This window comes from Streptomyces sp. Q2 (assembly GCF_056820935.1).
In genome coordinates, this window is sequence record NZ_JBXEJE010000033.1 from 71,421 (window position 1) to 93,500 (window position 22,080).

The following is a 22,080-nucleotide window of genomic DNA, read 5'->3' on the forward strand; positions in this document are numbered from 1 at the left end:
CGGCGGCCACGTCCGCCACCAGTACGAGAAGCAGCAGACAACCTGCGGCGGGGGGCCCTCTCCGCTGGAGGGCTGCTTGTCGACAATCTCGGGCATGGTTCAACGATCGTGCGAAAGCCACCCCTTCCGAACGGTCCGTCGCGCGTGACAGCCGAGCTTCTCCAGACACCAGGTGAAGTCGCCCGAAAATAAGCCGTGATTAATGCAGTTGGGATGACACGTTCGGGGCCGTGGGAGAGGTCGTGCTCCGGTTCTCGTGGAGGACTGTGCCACCCGCCTGGCTATGCCACTTTTCGTAGATGTCATGTGGGGGCGAATTCGGGAGTCACTTGCCACGCGTCCGCGTGAACGAGGACCGCGAGTTTTGTTGTCGCTCGGTCGCCCTGGCGTCCGTGAGCGTCATGAGAATTCGGTGACATGATCTGCGTTCTTGCGGGCAGGCGGCTCTGGTGTCGTATGCACCTGCTGAGCTCGTCTCGCAGGTGAGTTCTGCCCTGGTTCAAGCTGGCTTTGTGCTGGTCGACGCGGACACCGGTGTCCCGGGGCTGCGTGTGATCGAGGTGCCTGCGGGCGCTTTGGTCAGCTGGACGGCTTCGGACGGGTTCACCTCGCTGGCCCGTGACCAAGCCGGACGCGCTGGGAGCGACAACAGCATGAGAGTGCTCGTGCAGGCCGCAGTAACAGGGCTGCTGGTCCAGCAGGGCCGCACCGTCACCGAAGCCCCCCATGAGGGTGGCCTTGTGGTCCTTGCCGACACAGTCGCACCGGACCGCGGCGACGGGTAGGTGCGTGAACCGCCGGGGCCACAGCCGCCACGGGTTCTGGGGCGGCCTCGCCGCGGCCGACGTCAGTGTGTTCGAGACCTGGCGCCCGACCTGGAGCGCCTGCAGACTCTGCGGGTACGGCACGCGATGTGGCTGACGCGCATCGACCGCAAGATCGCAGTCGTGTGGCAGGGGCAGACCGAAGAGGAACGCAGCAGGCGTCACCGCCCGCAACCGCCGGAGTGGATCGTCGAACTCGGCACCGGCATCGGCACCGGCCGCCCGCCCGCCCGTGCAGATCCATGCCGGCGACTGCCACATGACAAGCAAGCGCCGCCGCCCCGTCGACCACACCGAAGCCCGCCGACTGCTCACCGTCGGACTGCGCGCCTGCAACCACTGCCAGCCGGACGTCCAGCTCCACATCCTCGACTTGGATCGCCTGCCGTTCGCACCGGCGGCCCTGGCGCGGCTGTCGGCGTACACGCTGATGTGCTCAGGCGCGTACGGAAGAACGTGCTCAGGCAGGACGGCGTGTCGTAGCCGGGGCAACGGGGCTGCGGTTGAGGCTTTGGCTGTGCGGTCGCCGGCCGGACGACCGACATCAGGAGGTTGAGGCGCATGCTTGTTCTGGGCCGCTCACAGGTCGAGGCCCTGCTCGACGTGGATTCGCTGATCGATGCCCTGGCCGCGGCGATGGCAGACCTCAGCGCCGGCCGTGCCTCGGTGCCCGACCGCGTCGCCGCCCTGGTACCCGAACGCGATGGATTCCTTGCGGCCATGCCGGGCTTCCTCCCGTCGGCCGGGGTGCTCATGACCAAGCTGGTGTCACTCTTCCCGCACAACGACGGGGCACGGCTGCCTACGCATCAGGCGCTGATCGTGGCGTTCGATCCGGACACCGGTGAGCCCGCTGCGCTGCTGGACGGTACGGCCATCACCGCAGCGCGGACCGGCGCCTGCTCCGCGCTGTCGGCACGCCTGCTGGCCCGCGAGGACGCGACAGTGCTGGCAGTGCTGGGCACCGGCGTGCAGGCCCGGTCCCACGCCCGCGCGATCTGTCGGGTCCGCCCGATCCGGCAGATCCGCATCGCCGGCCGGGATCCGGCGAAGGCCGCTGCCCTGGCCGAGGAACTCTCAGCCCTGCTGGAGGGCGAAGTCCAGGCCGTGTCCAGCTACGCCGAGGCACTCGACGGCGCGGATATCGCCGCCGCGACGACGCATGCCGTCGAACCCGTGATCCGCCGTTCCTTGCTGACACCCGGGGTGCACATCACGTCCGTGGGGTACAACCCGGCCGGCCGCGAGATCGACGACGCCACGGTCACCGAGGCACTGGTGTGCGTCGAATCCCGCCAGGCCGTGCTTGCCCCGTTTCCCGCGGGCAGCAACGACCTGCTCATGCCGATCCGCGACGGCCTCATCACAGCTGATCACGTGCACGCCGAGCTCGGCGAGCTCATCGCCGGCAGCAGACCCGGGCGCACCACACCAGACCAGATCACCCTCTACAAGTCGGTCGGCGTGGCAGCGCAGGACGCCGCGGCCACCGCCCTGGTTGTCGCCTCCGCCCGCGCGCAGTCCATCGGCGAGGACATCACCCTGCGGTGACGCACCCACCAGCAAGCGCTCACCGCGGCTGGATCGGCAACACACAGTCCGTCTCCTGAGCACATTCGCCCGTACTCGGTTGAGCACATTCACGTATACGCCGCCAGCGGCGACCCCGCCGGGCGAGCAACACCAACGTGGGCGCCCCGATCCCCGGCTGCGGCCGCGCCGCCCATCCCCCTCGCTCTCCTCAACTCATCGAGGGCATGGGCAAAAGCGGTCGCAGCGGGGATGCCTTCATCTCCGATCAACCGACCACCCGCCCGCATGATTGCTGCTGACCGCCGCACTCGCCCCTGTCCTGGCAACCGTGGCACTGACCGCCATACCAGCCCGCCCTGAGCCCGCCGGTCCGTTGCACGAACCCTCAGCGCCGAAGCAGCGTAAGCCGCCGTCATCTTTTCGATCTTGATCGACGGCCTTCGACAAGGGGTCGCGATCGGCTGCCAGGGCAGGGTTCGCTGCACAGGAGTGGAACTCCTGAACAGCTCGGTGGTGTCGCATGAGCGGGTAGCCGTGCCCTGGTGTCGAAGTGCTCCGCGGCACTGGCCGACTGGCACCCCGGGCAGGGCTGGAGACGTCGGTGTGTGCGGCTCAGGCGGCGCTGTCGTGGGTCCGTGCAGCATCTGGAACACCACTACGGGCGAATGGCGGAGGCTAGTCCTGGGTGAGCAGGTAGGCCCGGTCCGGGTCGAAGGAGACATCGACGTTGGTGCCTTCGGCCAGTGCCTCCCGTGGATCGACGCCCGGCTCGGTGACCGTGATGGTGCCGCCGGTCGTCTCCACCTCGTAGTCGATCGTGGGGCCGTGGAACGTGGAGCGCAGCACCACGCCGATTCCGGTGCCCGCGTCGGTGATCGCGGAGAGCCGGGCCGTCTCCGGGCGCACCATCAGGTACGCGCCGGTGGCGCCGGCAGTGACCCTGGGGTGCGCGGCGACAGTGAGTTGCCGACCGAGCACGGTCACGGTGGCCCTGCCGTCTCCGGCCCGCTCCGGTACCGCCTCCAGGAAGTTCGCCCGGCCGATGAAGTCGGCCACGAACACGCTCGCCGGCCGAGCGTAGATCTCACCTGGTGTGGCGGCCTGCTCCACCCTGCCCTTGTTCATCACCACGATCCGGTCGGACATGCTCATCGCCTCGTCCTGGTCGTGGGTGACATAGATGCTGGTGATGCCGAACATCTTCTGGATGCGCCGGATCTCCGCCCGCATCGCGTCCCGCAGCTTCGCGTCCAGGTTGGACAGCGGCTCGTCGAAGAGCAGTACCTTCGGCTGCACCACCAAAGCGCGGGCGAGCGCGACCCGCTGCTGCTGGCCGCCGGACAGCTCGTGCGGGCTGCGGTCCTCCAGACCGACCAGGTTCATGCTGGTCACGGCCATCCTCATGCTGGTGGCGATGTCGTCGCGGGTACGCCGCTGCAGCCGCATCCCATAAGCGATGTTTTCGGCCACGGTCATGTGGGGGAACAGCGCGTAGCTCTGGAACACCATCGCCATGGGCCTGCGTTGCGCCGGCATGTCGTCGATGGCCTCGCCGTCGAGGAGGATGCTGCCGAGGGAACAGTCCTCGAAACCGGCCACCATGCGCAGGGTGGTCGTCTTGCCGCAGCCGGATGGGCCGAGCAAGGTGATGAACTCCCCGGGCTCGACGTCGAGCGAGACACTGTCCACGGCGGTCACGGTGCCGGAGCGGCCGGTGAACCGCTTGGTCAGGGCGTCGAGCCGCAGGTGCCCGCTGTCGGCCTCGCGCGGTGGCGCGGGAATGAGTTCGGGCGCGGCGGCGGTCATGACTTCTGCCTTTCGGAGGTGGCGGTGCGCTGCAGAGCGGCGCCGGTGCCGACGAGGACACGGATGAGCCCGAAGCCCGCCAGGACCAGTGCGGTCAGTACGGTGCAGTAGGCGAAGGCGACGCCGTACCGGCCCGTGCCGGCGGCGCTGAGGACCTGGGACGTGATGATCTTCGTCTCGGGCGTGACCAGCAGGACGATCGTCGACACTGAGGTCATGCTGCGGGCGAAGCTGTAGCTCAGCCCGGTGAGCAGCGCGGGCCGGATCAGCGGAAGGGTCACCCGGCGGAAGGTCTGCAGCGGACTCGCCCCCAGGTCCGTCGACGCCTGCTCGATGTAGGGGTGCAGTTGCGTGAGCGAGCCCACCGCGGTGCGCTGGCCCGCCGGGACGCTGCGGACGATGTACGCCAGGACGATGGCGACCGCACCGCCGGCGACGGCGCTGCCTCCCACCAGGCTGGGGAGGGCGTGCACCGGGCCGATCCACCGGTCCGGACGGTAGGCCAGCACGAAGCCGATGCCCAGGACGGTGCCGGGTACGGCGACGCCCAGCGTGCCGCCGAGGTCGAGCAGCCAGGCCGTACGGTCCAGGTGCCGCACGACCAGCCAGGCGACGGCCAGACCTACGAGACCCGCGACGGGCGTGGCGATGGCGGCGAACCTGAGCGTGTCCAGCACCGCCTCGACCCCGACGCCGGCGACGACCTCCTTGAGGTAGTCGAGCGTGAAGGTGTTGTCGACTCCGAACACCCGGGTCATCGAGCCGGCGATCACCGTGCCGTAGAGGCTCAGGATCACTGCGGCGGCCAGCAGCGCCAGCGCGTAGACCGGCCACCGTGCCCAGCCGGTGATCAGGTGGACGCTGCCGGAGGGGCGGCCGGTGATGGTCGTGCGTACCTTGCGGTTCATCCAGTGTCTCTGCCCGAAGTAGATCGCCAGCGACGGCACCAGCAGGATCACGCAGTAGACCGCGGCGCCGGTGATGTCGTACTCGCCGGTGACCGCCAGATAGGCGCGGCCGGCGAGGACGGTGTAATCACCGCCGAGCACCAGGGGGTTGGCCAGGTCGGCGATCGCCTCCACGAACAGGAGCAGGAACGGCGCGACCAGACCGGGCGCCACCAGCGGCAGGATGACCGTCCGCAGGATCCGCCACCGGGAGGCGCCCATGTTCATGGCCGCCTCCTCCAGCGCCGGGTCCAGACCGCGCAGCATGCCGAGCAGCCCCAGGTACGCCACGGGGAACAGTGACAGCGACAGGACGAACACCAGCCCGTCCAGGCCGTAGATGTCGTACTCCATACCGAACACACCGTTGCTGATGACACCGCGCCGGCCATACAGCACGACCGTTGCGGTGGCGATCGCGAAGGGCGGGCTGACGATCGGCAGCAGGGCGATGACGTGCAGGATCCTCTTCCCCGGCACATCGAGCCTGGCCTGGACGAACGCGAACAGGAAGCCGAGCGCGGTACCGCAGAGGCCGACGAGTGCGCCGAGCACCAGGGTGTTGCGCAGGACGGCGAGGTCGACCCACGACGTGAAGAACTCCGCGTAACGGGGCAACGCGTCGGGTGCGAAGGCGGTGGCGAGCACCGCGACCAGCGGTACGACCGCGCCGATCACCACCAGCAGGGTGACGGCGGCGATCAGGACCCGGACACCCAGGTCGGCCCGGCGGCGCCGCCGCGGAGCCGCCACCTCGGACGCGGTGGACGGCTCGCGGCCGGAAAGCATCGTGGTCATGACTTCGGCGCCTGCGCGACGTCTTCGTCGAACCGCTTGGTCAGCGCCGCCTTGGCCGCTCCGGCCGCGTCCGCGTCGTAGTTCACCAGCTTGAGGCTGTCCAGGTCCACGACCTTGTCCGACACCTTGGCGTCCGGGTTGGTCGGGAACTGGTACGCCTTGACCGTGGCGCCGATCTCCTGCGCCTCGGGGGTCAGCGCCCAGTCGACGAACTTCCTGGCGCTGGTGGGGTTCTTCGCGCCCTTGACCAGGGCGACGCCGCCGGTCTCGTAGCCCGTGCCCTCGGATGGGAAGGTCACCTCCAGGTCGGGGAAGCCGGCCTCCTGGGTGGCTATGCAGTCGTGGGAGAAGATGACGCCGACGGCGACCTCGCCGCGCGCCGTCATCTGCGCCGGCGCCGAACCGGACTTCGTGTACTGCAGCACGTTCGGGTGGAGCCGGCGCATGTACTTCAGCGCCTTGTCCTCGTCCCCGCCGGCCAGCTGTACCTGCGTCCACAACGCCGTGTAGGCGGTGCCCGACGTGGACGGATGCGCGATGCCGATGTCCTTCTTCAGCTTCGGATCGAGCAGGTCGGCCCAGGAGTTCGGGGCAGTAAGGCCCTTCTCCTTCAGCAGCTTGCCGTTGCTGCAGAAGCCCAGCGCGCCGACGTAGACGCCGGTCCACAGGCCGGAGGCGTCCTTGTACTTGGCGGGGATGGCCTTCGCGTTCGCCGACACATAGGGCTGCAGCAGGTCCTGCTCGCCCGCGGCGGCGTACCCGTCGGCGGGCCCGCCGTACCAGACGTCGAACTCGGCGTTGCCCTTGCCGGCCTGGATCCTGGCCAGTGCCTCGCCGCTGGAGAGGCGGACGAAGTCCGCCTTCACCCCGGTGGTCTTGGTGAACTGCTTCGCGGTGGCGGCGCACCACTCCTCGGTCGCGCCGCAGGCGACGTGCACCACGCCGCCGTCCTGGTCGGCGCTGACCTCACCGGCCTCGCGTGCGCATCCGCTTGCGGCAGCTACCAGCACAGCCGCCAGCGCCATCGTCAGTGTTGCGCCGCGGTGCGACCGTCTACCCTTTGTCACGACGTTGACCTCCGCATATTCGAGCCGGAACCGGCTCGGCCGAGCGATGTTTCGGCCAGATTAGGAGCGCGTGAACGGGGCGCCGGTGACGGCGGAGTGATCCCCGGTAACAGCGCTGTCACCCAGCGGGCAGCCCGTCCGGCTCCTCGGCGGGACCGCTCTCCTCGGCGTCCGCCGGAAGGTCCGGCATCAGGTAGCCGACCCCGCGCAGTGTGCGGATGTACGCCGCGCCGCCCGGAACTCCCGCAAGCCGCGACCTCAGCCGGTACACCGTGGACTTGACCACGTCCCGTCCGCCCAGCAGGTCGGCGGTGCCCCACACCTCCCGCAGGAGGTCCTGCCAGGACTGCGGCACACCCCGCCGGGAGGCCAGATGCGTCAGCAGTTTGAACTCCGTGAACGGCAGGTCCAGCCGGTGGGGCCCGAGCGTCGCCGACTGCGCCACCGGGTCGATCACCAGGCGGCCGACGCGGACCGCCGCGTCGCTGCCCCGGCGGTGACGTCGTACCAGGGCCTGGGCGCGCAGCGCGACCTCGCGCGGATGAAACGGCTTGGTCACGTAGTCGTCGGCGCCGTGCTCCAGACCGGCGATGACGTCGTCGTGCCCGGACAGCGCGGTGAGCAGCATGACCGGCACGTCCGAGCGGGCCCTTATCCGCTCGCACAGCGTGAGCCCGTCCATCGCCGGCATCATCACGTCCAGCACCACCAGGTCGACGGTGCGGGTCCGCAGCAGATTCAGGGCGGTGGCGCCGTCGTGTGCGGTGAGCACCGTGAATCCCTGCGTCTCCAGGGCGAACTCGATGATGATCGTCATCTGCGGCTCGTCGTCGACCACCAACGCGGTCGGCCCCACCGCCGTCTGTGCCTCGGCCGTCATGACGCGTCGGGCAGGGTCAGCAGGAAGGTCGTCCCGCGGGTCGACGCGGTGTGCACCATGATCTCGCCCCCGTGCAGCTCCACGACGGTCTTCGTGATCACGAGACCGAGGCCGGTCCCGTCGGCCAGGGGCCGCCCGGTGGCGAAGCGGTGGAACAGGCGATGGCGCTCGGCCCGCGTCATGCCGGCGCCGTCATCGGTGACGTACACCGCGACGCCGGTGTCGATGAGCGCGACCCGGACGTCGATGCTGCCGCCCATGGTGGTGAACCGGCTCGCGTTCGACAGCAGGTTCGTCAGCGCCTGGGTCAACAGCATCGGATCCGCGGGGATCCGTGGCATCACCTGCGGCACGTCCAGGCTGATCCGCTGCTCGCGCTGAGCGCACAGCGGCCGCATCGCGGTGACGACGTCCCGTGCCACGACCGACACGTCCACCTTCTCCATGCGCGGTGTGAACAGGCCCGCCTCGATCTTCGCCTGGATCAGCAGGCTCTCGCACAGCGAGGTGACCTGCGTGGACTGATGGCCGGCGACCTGCAGCAGGCGCTCCTGCGCCGACGTCAGCGGGCCCGGAGTCCCTTCCCGCAGCAGGTCCACCGCGCCCTTGATCATGCTGAGCGGTGTACGCAGTTCGTGGCTGAGCGCGGCCACCTGCTCCGCCCGGCGTTCCACCATGTGCTCCAGCTGAGCCAGCTCCGCCACCCGGGCCGCGGCGGTCCGGCGCGTCCGGAGGTACGTCAGCAGGGCACCGGCGCCCGCACCACCGATCGCTGCCAGTGGCAACCACCAGACGGTCACCATGGCATGTCCTCCTCAGAAACCGGGTCCCCCCGCGCGCGTGGCGAGGAAGTCCCGTGCATTGTCCATGGCCTCAACCGTTACGACAATCGGCTCGCTACCCGACATATCGGGGGACCGTCAGGTCAGGGACCCGCTTCGAGAACGGTCCCCGTCAGTGCCTGCCCGGCCACGGCATGGATGAGCTGCTGGAGATCGCGGGAGTCGGCTGGTGCCAAGGAGCCGTCCGCGCAACATCATTCCGCTCAGGCACCGTGGCTTCGAGGCGCCCAGGCCGGCCTCATCCGGCGCCGATCCGGCCTTGTCCGCTCCTGGCACGTTGCGGTTCTCGGCTCCGCGTCACAGTCCATCCGAACCACGGCACCCCGTTCCGCAAGCCGCACTGCGAGGCCCTACGCGCGCACCTCACGACAGCGGCCTGAGCCGCCCGCGCCCTTCACCATGAGCTCATTGGCGAGATGCCGTCTCGGCAGTAGCCGAAAACTGATTCTCTGACGACGCATCAAAGGTGACCACTTGAGTTCTTCGTACGCCCGCGAGGTCCACTGCAGTCATCACCAGCATGCCCCCTGCGCAAGCACACGGCCGACCGACGCAGCCGGAGCTTGGTGGGACCTTCCACGGCGGCGCCGTCAGGGCACCTGTCCACTCCGTTCCACTCCTTCTGCCGCTGCCTCGGAGTTGAGGCTGCCGGAGTGGAAAGCGCGCATGCCGCCGGCTGGCTCCGAGCGGCGAAGATGGGTGGCTTCAGCTGCTTCAGCTCCCCCGACTCCTCGCTCGTCGTGCCCGGACGGCTCCCGGCGTCGATCTGGTCCTGCCGGACCCACTTGCGCAGCGTCTCGGTCGTGCCGATGCCCAGCTTCTGGGCGACCGCTTTCATCGCGGCTTACTCGGTGTCGTACTCCGGCCGCACCTCGGCGACCATCCGCACCGCACGACGGCGCAGCTCAAGGGGGTACTGGGAAGGACGTGCCATAACTCGATCCTCTCAAACGATCGAGTCCCTACCGAACCCGGAACGGTTCAGTTTCTGGCTTCCCAGGCGCTGCGGATGACGGTCTGGTAGACGGCTGTACCGAGCAGAGATTCGAGGGCGTTCAGAGTTGTGTAGGCAAGGTCGAGGCGCTGGTCTGCTCCGGCTCCGAATCGTCGCTCGAACGCCTGCTGGCGGCGGACGTGGAGAAAGTCATACGGAGTGGGCTCCTCGATCTCTCGATAGATGGCCTCAACTGCGCAGCGCAGGACGGGCTCGTAGGCGTCGCCGATCAAGGATTCCAGGACGGCGAGGTGTGCTGCTGCCGCTCGAATCGGGAGCGGCCACTGGTCGGCGTCGCCGTGTTGGTACTCGAGCGCTCGACGGAGACGGAGTGCCGGGGTGTAGCAGGTGGCCATCCCTCATTGCTATCGGATCGGAGTGCCGCCTGCGCGAAGGCGCACTCCGGGGCCGGGGTGATCCGTAGAGCCGCAGGTGGACCCCCTTGCGGGCAGCTTTGGCAGGGTACGCCGCAGGATGAGGTGGTCCTGCGCGAGTAGCGCGCTTCGTCCACACCGCCTGCTCGGCCGTCGCTGGTGGGTCGGGTGCGTCCGTCGTGGCCGCGTGTCGTCTCGGCTGCCGTTCCGTGCCCGTGTGATCGCAGGTGCCCCGTCTGGTTCGCGCCCTGTCGGGTGGGCTGTTGTCCTGCGGACTCTGTCGGTATGGGGGATTTCGGCGACGCGGCCGTTGAGTTCGACAAGGCGTACTGGGATCAGCGCGAGGCGATCGAGGATCGGGCGGAGGCTTTGCGTGTGGGGGCGACGGCTCCTGCCCCTCCGGCGCCGCCGGTCTGTCCGGAGTGCGGACTGACAGCGGATCGGTTCCCGACGTATTCGGAGGCGTGGGTGCTGCTCGAGCCGCTGGATCCCGTGGAAGCCGTGCCGTCGCATTTTGTGCCGCCGGGCGAGCGGTGGATGGTCGACGGGAATGGTGTCGCCTGGAATGCGGGGGATGCCGAGCCGGCGCCGGGCGTGGCGTGCCGGATAGCGCACCGTCTGGCGTGTCCGGGGCTGGAGCCGGTCGACCTGTGGCGGTGGCTGACGGCAGTGCGGGAGGAGAACGCCCGTAAGGCGCAGCGGTTGTTCAACCCAGCGCGACTGCCGGAGCCGCCGTCAGTGGGCGAGACGGCTGGCGCGTAGCGGGGGCCCTGTTGCGGGGGCGCGGCGATAGCCAGCTCCCGTCCTGCGCTCTACGGCCAGGCTCGTCGGCCGGCTGCGCTTTCCGGGCTCCGTGGTCGGGCCGCCGATTTGACCGGATGCCGCCTCCGTTTTACTCTCGAACGTGTACGGAGGCAGCATCCGCTTTGACGCGGCCGCAAGATCACGGCAGGTAGGAGGGCGCATGAACGTCGGTGAACAGCGGGGACGCAAGCCCCGCGCGGACGTTCAGCGCAACCGCGCGGCCCTCCTGGAGACCGCGCAGCGTCACTTCCTGCAGCACGGGGTCGGCACCTCCCTCGAAGCGGTGGCCAAGGAGGCGGGCGTCGGACCCGCCACCCTGTACCGGCACTTCCCCACCCGCGAGGCACTGCTGGCGGCCGTGCTGCAGACCCGCTCCGAGGAACTCGTGACCCGCCAGGCGGACATCGAGCAACTCGGCGACCCCGCCGAGGCCTTGGAGCAGTGGCTGCGGGCGATGGAGGAATACTTCAGCGCCTTCAGCGGGCTGCCGGACCCACTCATGGCCGCGGCCAGGGCACAGGAGCCCGACAACCCGCTCACCATCCCCTGCGACATCCTCATCTCCGCCACCGACCGGTACGTGCGAGCCGCGCAGCTCGCGGGGCAGGTGCGCGCGTCGGTGCAGGGGAACGACCTGTTCCTCGCGGCCTGCTCCATTGCATGGATCAAAGGCACCGGCACCCAGGAGGAGTCGCTCGACCGGCTCCGCACGCTCATCGCGAGCGGCTACCGCCAGCAGGACACCCAGGCATAAACCGCCAGGCGCCCCGCCCCGACCGCGCAACGCCAGGCTGCACCGCCCAACAGCCATCACATCGCGCTGCCCTCAGGGGCAGTGCAACCTTCCAAGGGACAAATCATGAAAATTACTGTCATAGGCGTCGGCGCCATCGGCGGGAACCTCGCTGCCAAGCTCAGCACGGCGGGTCACGACGTCCAGGTGGCCGATGCCCGCGGCCCCGAAGCCGTCCGGGCGGAGGTCCTGGAGAGCGGGGCCCGCGCGGCGGAGCTCGCCGACGCCGTCCAGGGCCGGGACGTCATCGTCCTGGCCATCCCCTTCGGAGTGGCGGGAGAGCTGGCCGGCCTGTTCGCCTCGGTCCCCGCCGAGACGGTGGTCATCGACACCTCGAACTACTATCCGCACCTCAACGGGCAGATCGAGGCCGTGGACAACGGCGAGGTCGACAGCGTGTGGAACGCCGAGCAGCTGGGGCGCCCCGTGGTCAAGGCGTGGAACGCCGCCCTGGCAGAGACCCAGCGGACCAAGGGGGTTCCGGCCGGAACCCCCGGCCGCCTCGCCATCCCGGTCGCCGGCGACTTTGAGGAGGCCCGGCGCGTGGCCATGCAGCTCGTGGACGACACCGGCTTCGACCCCTACGACGCCGGCACACTGGCCGACTCCTGGCGCCAGCAGCCGAACAGCCCCGCCTACTGCACCGAACTGAGCCTCGACGACCTGCCGGCGGCCCTGGCCGCGGCCGACCGCGTCAAGGACGCCCGCATCCGCGACAGCGTGCCGGAACGCCTGGCCACCCTCCCGGCCACGGCCACACTGGCGGACGTCGTCGAGATGAACCGCGCCGCCCACCGCTGAGTCACCCGACGCGGCTCTCGTGCACCCAACGGCACGAGGGCGGCAGCGCCCGCACGCCACGAACACACCAGACGAACACGGAGAGCGCACAGTCCCCCGCGCTGCAGCCTGCCGTCCCGGCACGCCGCTGCCTGCGAGCATCCGCAAGGCTGCCGTACCCGCAGGGTGCGTCCGCACCCTGCCCTGACGTCGGCTGCCTCTTTGCATGGCCTGCCGTACTGCGCTTCACGGCGGCCGCCGTGGCGGTGACTGCGCGCCATAGAGAGGAATCGCCTTGCCCAGCACCGCATCACCGTTCACCGACATCGCACACTCCCGACGCTCCCCCCGGCGGTTCCTGCCCACCGCCCTGTCCCCTGCGCACATCCGCGGCGTACTGGAAGACGCCCAGACGGCCCCCTCGAACAGCAACACCCAGCCGTGGACGGTGCACGTCGTCTCGGGTGCGGCGCGGGACGCCCTGAGCAAGGAGCTGCTCCGGGCCGAGGAGGAGGGACGGACCTCCCCGGATTTCACCGATGGCTACGGCGAGGGCATCTACTTCGAACGGGCGCAGGCCCTGGGCGCGAGCCACTACCGGATCCGGGGCGTGGAACGCTCGGACCGAGACGGCAGGAGTGCGGCGGTCCGCGAAAACCTGGAGTTCTACGGTGCTCCCCATGCCGCCTTCCTGTTCATGCCGGAGCTCGGAGACGGGGTGCGGACGGCCGGCGACATCGGCATGTACGCGCAGAACTTCCTGCTCTCGCTGGCGGCCCGAGGGCTGGCCGGCATCCCGCAGACCGTACTCGGCGTCTACGCCGGCACGGTCCGCGAGTTCCTGGGTGTCCCCGCGGAGCTCAAGCTGCTGTTCGGCATCTCCTTCGGCATGGCTGACCCTGCGGCACCGGTGAACGCGCTCCGCCCCGGGCGGGTTCCACTACAGCGGAGCGTGGTCCTGCATGACACCCCGGGAGTCCTCGACAGGCAGTAGTTCCTCCGGCCGCAGGAACCATCCGGCGCCTGGGCCCGGGCCGGCCGGCATTCGGCCGGCCCCGGCCCAGGCGCCCGCTCGACTCGCATCCCCTGACTCCACCGAGCCGCAGTGACAGGAGTCCGTACCCATGCTGCGGTGCGCACCCCGGCCGTCCGCCCTCTCCCCTCGCCCGCCCTGGCGAGCGGCGCTCACTTCGGCAAGGTCGTCATCACCCACTGGCACCACCGCGTCCGCGGCCGGCCCGCAGCCCCGGTCGCGCCGCAGGGACCAAACCCCGCAACCCCGGTCACCGAAACCGGGGTTCCGTTCCGGACAAGGAGATTCACCATGAAGATCGCCATTCTCGGCACCGGGAACATCGGCAAGACGTTGACCAGGCGGTTGAGCGCGGCCGGGCACGAGGTGAAGGCGGCCAACTCGCGCGGCCCGGAGACGATCGAGGCGGACGTGCTGGCCTCGGGCGGACGCGCGGTGACAGCGGCGGAAGCCGTAGTGGACGTCGACGCCGTGATCCTCTCCATTCCCTTCGACCGCATTCCGCAGGTCGCACCACTGATCGCCAAGGTGCCGGCTGACACGGTTGTCATCGACACGTCGAACTACTTCCCGCATCGGGACAACGCAATCGCGGCCATCGGGGCCGGCCAGGCCGAGAGCGTGTGGGCTGCCGAGCAGCTGGGCCGGCCCATCGTCAAAGCGTGGAACTCGATCGGAGCCGAGTCGTTCGCGCACAGGAACAAGCCGGCGGGAAGCGCGGACCGCATCTCGCTCCCCGTCGCGGCCGACAGTCCGCGAGAGCGTGACCTGGCAATGGCACTCGTTGAGGACACCGGGTTCGACGCCTTTGATGCGGGGCCGCTCGCGGAATCGTGGCGGCAGCAGCCCGGCACACCCGCCTACTGCACGGATCTCACCCGTCAGGAGCTGCCGGACGCACTGGCGGCGGCCGACGCGGCGCGATCACCGAAGCGGCGCGACCTCGGGCTCGCCGTCGTCCAGGAACGCTTCGGGGCCGGCGTGCAACCAGACGCGGAATACCTTGTCCGCCTGAACCGCGCAATTTCCATGTGAGCAGGGACGGGAGCTGACGCGGTGACCCGTGAGAGGCCCGTATCTCGCCCCCTCGTCCGTCCCTGGTGAGCTCGCAGTCGGCTTTGTGGCCCTCATCCGCCTCCGTACTGGCTATAGCCGGCTCAAGCGGCCTGGCCGTGTGAACGGCGGCGTATTTCCCCAGGGCTGACGCCACGTGATTCCCCATCTCGGAGCGCCGCGTAATTGGCCATGGGGATCCCGGAGTTCAGGTCCAGCGTCGTTCCCATGCCGCCAGGGTTCCCGGGCCGCCCGATAGCCAGACCGTCGTTCAGGCTGGTCAGGGCTGTCCAGGGTGGCCGCAAAGCCAGCGCGGAGCGCCGCCGAGGGCACCCTCGACCGACTGGACCACCACACACTCAGCCGTCGGGCGCCCCGTCACCGGCCTCGACCGCGCTGGGGAATTACAGCGCGCGGAAGGCACCCTCGACGGGGAAAATCCCCGTCGGTCCTGGAGCAATACCGGTGTAATGCCGATCCCCTCACGTCCGGACCACCGATCCTCCCGCCATGGGGCCGTCGGCGGCCACCTTTGGTGACCTGAAGGTGCAGGTCAGGTAGCCCGAAGCCCTCCGCGATGTCACTCGAGCAGACAACGCGACGCACCGACGACCGACCAGGAACGGCCTGGCAGATGTGCGCCTGTGCGGGTCGCCGAGGGGCTTGGGCCCCCGGGCGGTTGAACCGTTCAGATCCCTGTGGACGCCGAAGTGACCAGATCCACTGGGCGGTTCAGGGACCGTTCCACCAGGCAGGGACCGCCGATCCATGGATAAACCGTCCTCTCCCGCCCCTGCGCGGGCGCCCCTACGGTCAAGGCTGCGGGCGCTCACCGGCCCGCCGTACCGAAGGAGCAAGACCCCCATGAAGATGACCGGCAACACGATCCTGATCACCGGCGGCACCTCGGGCATCGGCCTCGGTCTGGCCCTGCGTCTGCATGAGGCCGGCAACAAGGTGGTCGTTGCCGGCCGGCGCAAGGAACTCCTCGACGAGATCACGGCCGAGCACCCGGGCATCGACACGCTCGTCCTCGATGTCGCGGACCCCGACTCGATCGCCCGGGCCCGTGAGACCGTGGCGGCGAGCCACCCGGGGCTGAACGTCCTGGTCAACAACGCCGGCATCATGCTGCGGGAGAACCTCCTCGACCCAGCCGAACTCCAGGTCGCCGAGGATCACGTCGCGACCAATCTGCTCGGCACGATCCGGATGACGTACGCCTTCCTGCCTCTGCTGGCGGGCAAGGACGACGCGGTCGTCATGAACGTCACCTCGGCGCTGGCGTTCGTACCGTTCCCGATCACGCCGACCTACAGCGCGACCAAGGCCGCGCTGCACTCCTTCTCCGAGAGCCTGCGCGTCCAGCTCGCCGGTGCCGACGCCGGCGTCCAGGTGATCGAGGTGGTCCCGCCGGGCGTGCGCACGACCCTGATGGGCCAGCAGGACAGCGACCAGTCCATGCCGTTGGACGACTTCCTCACCGAGACCCTCGACCTGCTGCGCGAGAAGCCCGACGCGAAGGAGCTGGTCGTCGAGCGCGCCAGGTTCATCCGCGACGCGGTGGCCACCGGATCCTACGACGACGTCCTCGCCATGATCAGCGGCAGCTGACCGGCCTGTAGTGACCGCCGCGGAACGACAGCGCGCGGGCAGGTCCTGATGGGCCAGATCATGGACGAACGCGAACTGGACCGCCTCGGGGAGGTTCTCACCGAAGACGCGGAACGGTAAGGAAGCGTCTTCGGCTTCGCCCCGGTCGTCGGACAGGAGGCGACCGGGTCCGTCCTGAGTGCCGAGGGGCACGCGAGCGCGCGTCTGACACGGCGAACATCGTCGTGTCAGACGGGCCGGGCCAGGTGACGAGGCCCGACGCCGGTCCAAAGCGTTGGGCCTCCTCGACGGGGGCCGTCGCCGCAGGCCGTCTTCCATACCGGCGGCCCTGCGGCGCACCGCCGAGGGTCGGCGCATTCCCCAGCGGGTCATGCAGGTCAGGTGACCATCGAGACGTCTCACTGCGAGTGCCCTCGGCGTCGGTCGTACGAGCGGCTTCGCGCGGGCGGGAGAGGACTGCTCAGCCATGGATCGGCGGTCTCTGGATAGCCGGGCGGGACGCAGCGAGAATGGGGACATGAACAAGAAGGAACTGGCGGCATTCCTGCGCCACCGGCGTGAGGCGCTGCGGCCCCGCGACGTCGGGCTGGTCGAGGGCCCACGCAGGCGTACGCAGGGGCTGCGCCGGGAGGAGGTCGCGCAGCTCGCCGGCATGTCCACCGACTACTACGCCCGGCTGGAACAGCAGCGTGCTCCGCAGCCCTCCGTCCAGATCACCACGGCTCTCGCCCGGGCACTGCGGCTGACCCTGGACGAACGCGACCATCTCTTCGTCCTCATCGGCCACAACGCCCCGTCCCGCTTCCACCGCCCCTCCGAACATGTCTGCCCGACGCTGATGCGGGTCCTGGACCGCCTGGACGACTCCCCGGCTCTGGTGCAAACCGACCTGGTCGACACTCTCGCGATGAACCCGCTGGCCGTCGCGCTGCTCGGCGACCAGACCCGCCACACCGGTCTGGCCCGCAGCGGCTACTACCGCTGGTTCATGGACCCGGCCGAGCGTCTGATGGTTCCCGAGGAGACCCATGAACGCCACGGCCGCGCCCAGGCAGCACGCCTGCGGGCCGCGCTGACATCCGGCAACGACACCCCCCGAGCTGCCCAGATCCTCGCCGAACTCCAGGAACACAGCCCCGAGTTCGTCCGTATGTGGGAGCTTCAGGAGGTCGCCCAACGCTACGACGACTGCAAGACCATCCTCCATCCCGAACTCGGCCGCATCGACGTCGACGCCCAGGTCCTGTACACCGAGTACCGCGCCCAGACCCTGGTGGTGCTGACCACTCGCCCCGGCAGCGAGAGCCACGGCAAGCTCGAACTGCTCTCGGTCATAGGACACCAACACCTCACCCCGTGACGTCCTGGACTCACCGAAGGCTCTTGCCTTGATCATTTGCCCTCGCCGCTGAGAGGGCGTCACTGACTTCGGCGTCTCAGGGTCCGTTCGGTCAGTCGAGTGCGAGGCCCGTCCCGGCGAGGAATCCGCCGAGGATGCTGTGCTGGTACTGCATCGCCTTGAGCCGCTGGCGGAGCAGGGTATCCAGCTCGCTGAGGGTGCGAGCTGCCAGATTGGCCAAACTCCGTGTTGTGCGTCCACAGGCCCTTCACCGGGTTGACTTCGGGTGCATACCCGGGCAGCAGGATCACCGTCAGCCAGTCCCGCTCAGCCACGAGTGCCTTCATCGTCGTGGAGGTGTCGGTGCTCAGCCGGTCCCACACCACGATCAGCGGGGCTTCGAGCAGGTGGTGGGCGCCGTCGAGAAGGCGGATGTAGTCACTCCCGCCGAGCGAGCGCCGCTCGCCCTTGCGGCCGGTGTGCCGACGCAGCCGGTGACACAGGCGGGCGGGCAGCCCCGGCCTGAAGCACAGCAGCCCGGCCACCGAGAGCCTCCCCGGCTGCGGGCCCCAATGCTCGGCGAGCTGGGCGACAAGGAGCAGACCGCGCCCGCTCTCATCGAAATCGGCGCCGCCTCCTACCGCCTCGCCCAGACCCGCGCCGGTTCCGAAGCAAGTGGTTGACCGTGCATGAGGAACCACGCGCCATGCCACACGCGTCCCTCACTGGCATGGGCGGATATCCACAGGACGGGACATGAGTACCAGCTCAAACACTCCCGGCGGCGCCGGCTGCTTACTTGCCGGCGTCGGCGCAGCGACTGCTGCACTCGCGTGGGCACCGCGGGCCGCGGTCAGCATCGACGGCGGGTTCGAGGACCAATACCTTGATTGGAGCGTGCTCTACCTCGATCTTCCACTTATCGCGCTCGGCGGCGCTCTGGTTCCGCTCCTGGCCTGGGCGCTGACCACACGCTGGGTGGGCCGGCCCTGGATCTCAGCGCTCGTGGCCCTGGCCGCGCTCGCGCTCGGCACCTGGGGGCTCTTGGAGTGGTGGACCCCTCGCCAGCACCCGGCCCCCGACAACGGACCAGGCATCTGACGCCCGCGTCCACGACGGACGCCCGCACCCAGCCACCACCACAGCAGCAGCAGCAGCAGTCGGCCCTTCCAGCACCCAGTGCCGTCAAAACTGGCGAAGCGACCGGCTCTCGGCGCCAGCCCGGAAACTGCTGCAGTTCTGCATGCCGCGCGACCCGGCCGCGCTGGCCGCATTCATCAACCTGCGCGTCCTCAACTTTGGACACGAACCACTGGCGGCGCGGTGTGGAGGCCTTTGTCATCTACACCCGCGAACACGGAGACCTGAAAGTCCCGTTCACGTTCCGCTGCCGACGGGTGAAGAAGCGGAAGAACCAAGAGAGAGGAGGACACCAGAACAGATCAACCCAGCCCCCTGAAGATCACTGTCCTCACAATCGCGGATCCGTCATGGGCACCCGCCCAACGTGCCCCGCCGGAGCTGGCCACGGACCTCACCGGGGTCTCAGCGCACGCCGTCGATGCGGCATCTCGTACGAGGCGCCCGGGCTGCCGGCTCGTCACCGCCACCCCGGGCGCGAGCCTGCGGCGGCGAACGGCGGCCGGGCCTCGCCTCAGCCAAGGAGATTCGCGCCGCCCTGCGTGCATGGGAGTCAGCTTGCAGGAGTCCCGCGAACGTCTCCAGGACCAGGGCTGAACTCCCGCCGGACGGGCCGCGATCCGTCCGGCGGTGAACGCCGCCGAGACGGGCCGTAGGTGTCGTTCCCCGGTAGGCCGAAAGGCCCGCCGCTTTTCGTGGGGGGCCCTTCGGATTCCGGCATCACGGCTTGGTCGGCGGCTCCTCGGCCTCCTCGCCGTCCGGCCCCTGGTGTTCCTCCACCAACTGCTCGATCTCCTGAGGGACTTCGTACAGCGCCTCCAGGACCAGACCCCACGCCCGGTCCCGCAGCTCCTCCGGTACCTCGTCTTCGATCTTCGCCGCGAGCCTGCCGATCTCGAACCGGGCGTCATCCTCTGTGCCCGTGGTCGGCGCGGTCATCGCCTGCCACACGAACCGGCCCACCCCGGCTGCGACCCGGCCTATGTTGCCGAGCACCGAGCCCACATCCATCTGCGTTTCCTCCCCCGGTGGTTGGTGCCCTGCCGCAGCGAGGCCCGCCCCAGTGTGCGGGGGCGGGCCACCGAGTCGTTTCAGGTGGTGGTGGGCCAGGCCCGCAGCAGGGCGGCGATCTTCCCGACGGTGCAGGCCGGGTCCACAAGCAGGTCCTTGAGAGCGATGGCGTCCTCACGGACGGGTTTGACCGTGATTCCGGCGGCCTCCAGGTACATCACGCCGGATGCGGCGGCCACGGCGAGGTTGGAGCGCTCCAGCCAGCGGCACCGGCCCAGCGTGTGCACCAGGGCGGCGGCCTTGGCGTAAGGGCCCTCGTAGACGGCCTGCTCGAACTGGTGTGACCCGTCGGTAGTTGGTTACGGGAACGGGACCACTTGAGGCCCATGTCGCTCCGACATCCAGGCGGTCAGCAGATCTGCCCTCGTCGGCGCACCCCTGGCAATTCCCCATGCGAGCACGCCCATTGCGGACGGATCGTCGTTGCGGAGGGCCGGTGCCCGAGCTGACAATGCGTGGAGATGCCGGTGGTCATCCCGGCGAAGTGTTGGAGGCGCTGCTTGTGAACCGCATCGCGGTGCGCCTCGCCATGCGCGCCAGACGCTGACCACTTCGCTTCGCCCACCGGCTGACTTGCTTCGTTCACGGTGGGCGCTGCGGCCGGCCCGGGCGGCGGAGATCCAGATCAGGCGGGCCTCGGCGATGGCGGCTGGGCGTGGGAGACACAGGTCGGTGGCCCCAAAATTCGGGTGACATGCCTCGATTGCGTCGGCATCATCGGTCAGTTGTTCAGCACGTCCGACTTCGGGGGGTACACCACGTCCATCCACCAAGAACTTCGAGCCTGGTCGCTGCCGTGGTCCGAGGCCGACCCTGGTCGGAACGCCTTCGAGTGGGACGACGACGAGCAGGCCCGGATTACGGCGCTGGTCGCCCGGATGACACCTCCTGCCGATATCGATCGGCTGGAGAGCTTCCGCTTCATGCGCGAGGTGAGCGCGCTCCTGGCATCGCGCTACGGCCGCTGGGCCTGCGGCTGGAACTGGTCGATCCACAACGGTGGACCTGTTGGCGCTTGGTGCTGCGACGCGCATTCGGTCGGAGAGGCGAAGGAGACCGCCGCACGGGTGGTGGCCTCGCTGCTGGAATGGCGTGACTGGCTGGAGGAGTTGGCCGAGCGGTTCGAGCAGCTCGCGCCGCTGCCCGACGCGGATGCCGAGGACCGCAGTTGGCATCTGGAACGCGCGGTGACCCGCTTGGTCACCACGGTCGTGGACCGTACCCACGCCGAGTCGTCCTGGTACGGGCTCTGCGACACGACGCTGACGTGGTTCCTCTCGTCGACCGGCCTGGGAGCGGAGGCGGCGGAGAGGGCGGTGGAAGCCGCGATCGGCGGCCGGTTCAAGAGCTGGGCCGAGCCCGCCCCGACGCTGGTCGACGCGGTGGGCGAGGATCTGGCGGTCCGCCTCACCGGTCGCGGGTTCTACCGTGAGCGATGACGCGCTGGCCCTGTGGTGCCAAGTCAGGGAGCAGGTCGACTGGTCCTCGGTTGCAGCCACGAGCCCTGCGCCGGTGCGGGCGGCCGTTGACGGACTCGCCGCCTGGTTCGACGGCCCGGTCCGCCACCGCGACCCGGACCGCGCCGACCGACTCCTCACCGCGATGGCCCTCTCCCGTACCGCGGCCTCGCAGGGAGAACCGCTCACCCTGCCCCTGCTCGACGACTGGCAGAAGTTGGTCCTCGGCATACCCGATGTGTGCCTGCGTCAGGGCGACGCCTTCGCCAAGGGCGGCCGGGAACGGTACGGGCTGACACCGCACATCTGGCGGGACTTCGCCGCCTGCCTGCACCAGAGCGCGGACCCGTCGGTGCCGTTGCCTGCCCGGGCGGCCAGGGCCTATCTGGACATCGCTTTCTTCCACCCCTATCCGGACGGCAACGCCCGCCTGGCACTGCTGGCCCTCGCCCACGTCCTGGAGGCGGAGGGAGTACGCCTGGACGAAGTGGGACCGCTGCAGACCACCCGCTACGCGGACGACCCGGTCGGGGCCCTTGACCTCGCTGCTCTGGTCTCTGTCCTGATCCGCACCACCCACCGTCGCGCAACCGCAACCGCGCAGTGACAGAAGGAGCCTGGCCATCCGCCGTCGGCGTAGGCGCGGGCGGCGACCATGCCGTCGCGGTAGCGGCCTTCGGCGAGGACGGTGAGGAGGCTGCGTCGTTGAGTTGAGGGTTCATGCCGATAAGCCATGCGCGTGATGAGCCACGGCGTGCGGTGTAGAGGCTTTCCGCGTCCTGGTTGAGGTGGAACACCTGGGGTGCGGCCCGGAGGCACTCTTCGGCTTCGGGGCGTGGGGTGTTTTCGCCGGATGCCCATTTGCCGACTTGGCGGTGGTCGCTGAGGTGGGTGATCCGTGCGGTGAGGCGCTGGCCGAGGTTGTCCTGCA

19 protein-coding genes and 3 pseudogenes are annotated in these 22,080 nt (G+C 69.3%); 12 read left to right on the top strand and 10 right to left on the bottom strand.

The annotated features are described in order from the left end of the window. The first annotated feature begins 1,083 nt into the window (after positions 1 to 1,083). Both ACWBNA_RS32730 and ACWBNA_RS32735 read left to right on the top strand, forming a co-directional pair. Complete coding sequence (locus tag ACWBNA_RS32730; protein ID WP_482708128.1) at positions 1,084 to 1,380, top strand: DUF6233 domain-containing protein; 297 nt, start codon at positions 1,084 to 1,086, stop codon at positions 1,378 to 1,380. A 5-nt stretch (positions 1,381 to 1,385) separates the two neighbouring features. Then, positions 1,386 to 2,375 (top strand): ornithine cyclodeaminase family protein, encoded by a 990-nt coding sequence (locus ACWBNA_RS32735; RefSeq protein WP_482708129.1) that lies wholly within the window; start codon positions 1,386 to 1,388, stop codon positions 2,373 to 2,375. A gap of 657 nt (positions 2,376 to 3,032) precedes the next feature. On the opposite strand, the gene ACWBNA_RS32740 is transcribed toward ACWBNA_RS32735, so the two are convergent. From ACWBNA_RS32740 to ACWBNA_RS32770, 7 genes and pseudogenes are all read right to left on the bottom strand, one after another. Beyond that, entirely contained in the window at positions 3,033 to 4,163 is a 1,131-nt protein-coding gene (locus ACWBNA_RS32740; protein ID WP_482708130.1) for an ABC transporter ATP-binding protein, read from the bottom strand. After that, a complete protein-coding gene (locus tag ACWBNA_RS32745) occupies positions 4,160 to 5,908 on the bottom strand; it encodes an ABC transporter permease (protein WP_482708131.1) in 1,749 nt (582 codons plus the stop codon). Before ACWBNA_RS32745 ends, ACWBNA_RS32740 begins: the two co-directional genes overlap by 4 nt. Continuing rightward, positions 5,905 to 6,975, bottom strand: a complete 1,071-nt coding sequence (locus tag ACWBNA_RS32750) for an ABC transporter substrate-binding protein (protein ID WP_482708132.1) — start codon at positions 6,973 to 6,975, stop codon at positions 5,905 to 5,907. Before ACWBNA_RS32750 ends, ACWBNA_RS32745 begins: the two co-directional genes overlap by 4 nt. 118 nt (positions 6,976 to 7,093) lie before the next feature. Further along, positions 7,094 to 7,855, bottom strand: coding sequence for a response regulator transcription factor (locus ACWBNA_RS32755; protein ID WP_482708133.1), 762 nt, complete (start codon positions 7,853 to 7,855; stop codon positions 7,094 to 7,096). Then, positions 7,852 to 8,658 (bottom strand): sensor histidine kinase, encoded by an 807-nt coding sequence (locus ACWBNA_RS32760; protein WP_482708135.1) that lies wholly within the window; start codon positions 8,656 to 8,658, stop codon positions 7,852 to 7,854. Before ACWBNA_RS32760 ends, ACWBNA_RS32755 begins: the two co-directional genes overlap by 4 nt. A 742-nt stretch (positions 8,659 to 9,400) precedes the next feature. Next, a pseudogene (locus ACWBNA_RS32765) lies at positions 9,401 to 9,631 on the bottom strand (transposase); the annotation flags it as partial. Positions 9,632 to 9,678: 47 nt separating this feature from the next. Beyond that, positions 9,679 to 10,047: a hypothetical protein gene (locus ACWBNA_RS32770; protein WP_482708136.1), complete on the bottom strand. Its 369-nt coding sequence runs from the start codon at positions 10,045 to 10,047 to the stop codon at positions 9,679 to 9,681. A 303-nt stretch (positions 10,048 to 10,350) separates the two neighbouring features. Here ACWBNA_RS32770 and ACWBNA_RS32775 point away from each other — a divergent pair, with 303 nt between their 5' ends. The 7 genes from ACWBNA_RS32775 to ACWBNA_RS32805 all read left to right on the top strand — a co-directional run bounded on the left by ACWBNA_RS32775 (position 10,351) and on the right by ACWBNA_RS32805 (position 17,502). Beyond that, on the top strand, positions 10,351 to 10,827 hold the full coding sequence (locus tag ACWBNA_RS32775; RefSeq protein ID WP_482708137.1) for a DUF6083 domain-containing protein: 477 nt from the start codon (positions 10,351 to 10,353) through the stop codon (positions 10,825 to 10,827). Between the two features lie 202 nt (positions 10,828 to 11,029). Further along, positions 11,030 to 11,623, top strand: coding sequence for a TetR/AcrR family transcriptional regulator (locus ACWBNA_RS32780; RefSeq protein WP_482708138.1), 594 nt, complete (start codon positions 11,030 to 11,032; stop codon positions 11,621 to 11,623). 105 nt (positions 11,624 to 11,728) lie between these two features. Further along, positions 11,729 to 12,463 carry an NADPH-dependent F420 reductase gene (locus ACWBNA_RS32785; RefSeq protein ID WP_482708139.1) on the top strand — a complete coding sequence of 245 codons (735 nt, stop codon included), beginning with the start codon at positions 11,729 to 11,731 and terminating at the stop codon, positions 12,461 to 12,463. Positions 12,464 to 12,737: 274 nt separating this feature from the next. Beyond that, entirely contained in the window at positions 12,738 to 13,436 is a 699-nt protein-coding gene (locus ACWBNA_RS32790) for a nitroreductase (RefSeq protein ID WP_482708140.1), read from the top strand. A 330-nt stretch (positions 13,437 to 13,766) separates the two neighbouring features. Further along, positions 13,767 to 14,510 carry an NADPH-dependent F420 reductase gene (locus ACWBNA_RS32795; RefSeq protein WP_482708141.1) on the top strand — a complete coding sequence of 248 codons (744 nt, stop codon included), beginning with the start codon at positions 13,767 to 13,769 and terminating at the stop codon, positions 14,508 to 14,510. 882 nt (positions 14,511 to 15,392) lie between these two features. Then, positions 15,393 to 16,142, top strand: coding sequence for an SDR family oxidoreductase (locus tag ACWBNA_RS32800; protein WP_482708142.1), 750 nt, complete (start codon positions 15,393 to 15,395; stop codon positions 16,140 to 16,142). A gap of 517 nt (positions 16,143 to 16,659) precedes the next feature. Continuing rightward, positions 16,660 to 17,502 (top strand): helix-turn-helix transcriptional regulator, encoded by an 843-nt coding sequence (locus tag ACWBNA_RS32805; RefSeq protein ID WP_482708143.1) that lies wholly within the window; start codon positions 16,660 to 16,662, stop codon positions 17,500 to 17,502. A gap of 91 nt (positions 17,503 to 17,593) precedes the next feature. On the opposite strand, the pseudogene ACWBNA_RS32810 reads toward ACWBNA_RS32805, so the two are convergent. Further along, positions 17,594 to 18,044 (bottom strand): annotated as a pseudogene (locus ACWBNA_RS32810) (transposase); the annotation flags it as partial. A 193-nt stretch (positions 18,045 to 18,237) separates the two neighbouring features. On the opposite strand from ACWBNA_RS32810, the gene ACWBNA_RS32815 reads away from it, so the two are divergent. Next, positions 18,238 to 18,582, top strand: a complete 345-nt coding sequence (locus ACWBNA_RS32815) for a hypothetical protein (RefSeq protein ID WP_482708144.1) — start codon at positions 18,238 to 18,240, stop codon at positions 18,580 to 18,582. Positions 18,583 to 19,341: 759 nt separating this feature from the next. Here ACWBNA_RS32815 and ACWBNA_RS32820 read toward each other — a convergent pair. Both ACWBNA_RS32820 and ACWBNA_RS32825 read right to left on the bottom strand, forming a co-directional pair. Beyond that, positions 19,342 to 19,632: a hypothetical protein gene (locus ACWBNA_RS32820; protein WP_482708145.1), complete on the bottom strand. Its 291-nt coding sequence runs from the start codon at positions 19,630 to 19,632 to the stop codon at positions 19,342 to 19,344. An 80-nt stretch (positions 19,633 to 19,712) separates the two neighbouring features. Then, positions 19,713 to 19,967: pseudogene (locus ACWBNA_RS32825) on the bottom strand (fic family toxin-antitoxin system, toxin component); the annotation flags it as partial. A gap of 312 nt (positions 19,968 to 20,279) precedes the next feature. On the opposite strand from ACWBNA_RS32825, the gene ACWBNA_RS32830 reads away from it, so the two are divergent. Then, positions 20,280 to 21,131, top strand: coding sequence for a hypothetical protein (locus ACWBNA_RS32830; RefSeq protein WP_482708146.1), 852 nt, complete (start codon positions 20,280 to 20,282; stop codon positions 21,129 to 21,131). After that, positions 21,121 to 21,756 (top strand): Fic family protein, encoded by a 636-nt coding sequence (locus tag ACWBNA_RS32835; RefSeq protein ID WP_482708147.1) that lies wholly within the window; start codon positions 21,121 to 21,123, stop codon positions 21,754 to 21,756. The genes ACWBNA_RS32830 and ACWBNA_RS32835 overlap by 11 nt, the downstream gene beginning before the upstream one ends. Positions 21,757 to 22,080: the final 324 nt, after the last annotated feature.

What these genes read in the sequence shown, in the direction of transcription:
- ACWBNA_RS32745 (WP_482708131.1), bottom strand. Translation starts at nt 5,908, where the DNA reads ATGACCACGATGCTTTCCGGCCGCGAGCCGTCCACCGCGTCCGAGGTG.
- ACWBNA_RS32735 (WP_482708129.1), top strand. Translation starts at nt 1,386, where the DNA reads ATGCTTGTTCTGGGCCGCTCACAGGTCGAGGCCCTGCTCGACGTGGAT.
- ACWBNA_RS32775 (WP_482708137.1), top strand. Translation starts at nt 10,351, where the DNA reads ATGGGGGATTTCGGCGACGCGGCCGTTGAGTTCGACAAGGCGTACTGG.
- ACWBNA_RS32805 (WP_482708143.1), top strand. Translation starts at nt 16,660, where the DNA reads ATGAACAAGAAGGAACTGGCGGCATTCCTGCGCCACCGGCGTGAGGCG.
- ACWBNA_RS32820 (WP_482708145.1), bottom strand. Translation starts at nt 19,632, where the DNA reads ATGGATGTGGGCTCGGTGCTCGGCAACATAGGCCGGGTCGCAGCCGGG.
- ACWBNA_RS32795 (WP_482708141.1), top strand. Translation starts at nt 13,767, where the DNA reads ATGAAGATCGCCATTCTCGGCACCGGGAACATCGGCAAGACGTTGACC.
- ACWBNA_RS32800 (WP_482708142.1), top strand. Translation starts at nt 15,393, where the DNA reads ATGAAGATGACCGGCAACACGATCCTGATCACCGGCGGCACCTCGGGC.
- ACWBNA_RS32785 (WP_482708139.1), top strand. Translation starts at nt 11,729, where the DNA reads ATGAAAATTACTGTCATAGGCGTCGGCGCCATCGGCGGGAACCTCGCT.
- ACWBNA_RS32815 (WP_482708144.1), top strand. Translation starts at nt 18,238, where the DNA reads ATGAGTACCAGCTCAAACACTCCCGGCGGCGCCGGCTGCTTACTTGCC.
- ACWBNA_RS32780 (WP_482708138.1), top strand. Translation starts at nt 11,030, where the DNA reads ATGAACGTCGGTGAACAGCGGGGACGCAAGCCCCGCGCGGACGTTCAG.
- ACWBNA_RS32760 (WP_482708135.1), bottom strand. Translation starts at nt 8,658, where the DNA reads ATGGTGACCGTCTGGTGGTTGCCACTGGCAGCGATCGGTGGTGCGGGC.
- ACWBNA_RS32755 (WP_482708133.1), bottom strand. Translation starts at nt 7,855, where the DNA reads ATGACGGCCGAGGCACAGACGGCGGTGGGGCCGACCGCGTTGGTGGTC.
- ACWBNA_RS32770 (WP_482708136.1), bottom strand. Translation starts at nt 10,047, where the DNA reads ATGGCCACCTGCTACACCCCGGCACTCCGTCTCCGTCGAGCGCTCGAG.
- ACWBNA_RS32740 (WP_482708130.1), bottom strand. Translation starts at nt 4,163, where the DNA reads ATGACCGCCGCCGCGCCCGAACTCATTCCCGCGCCACCGCGCGAGGCC.
- ACWBNA_RS32730 (WP_482708128.1), top strand. Translation starts at nt 1,084, where the DNA reads ATGACAAGCAAGCGCCGCCGCCCCGTCGACCACACCGAAGCCCGCCGA.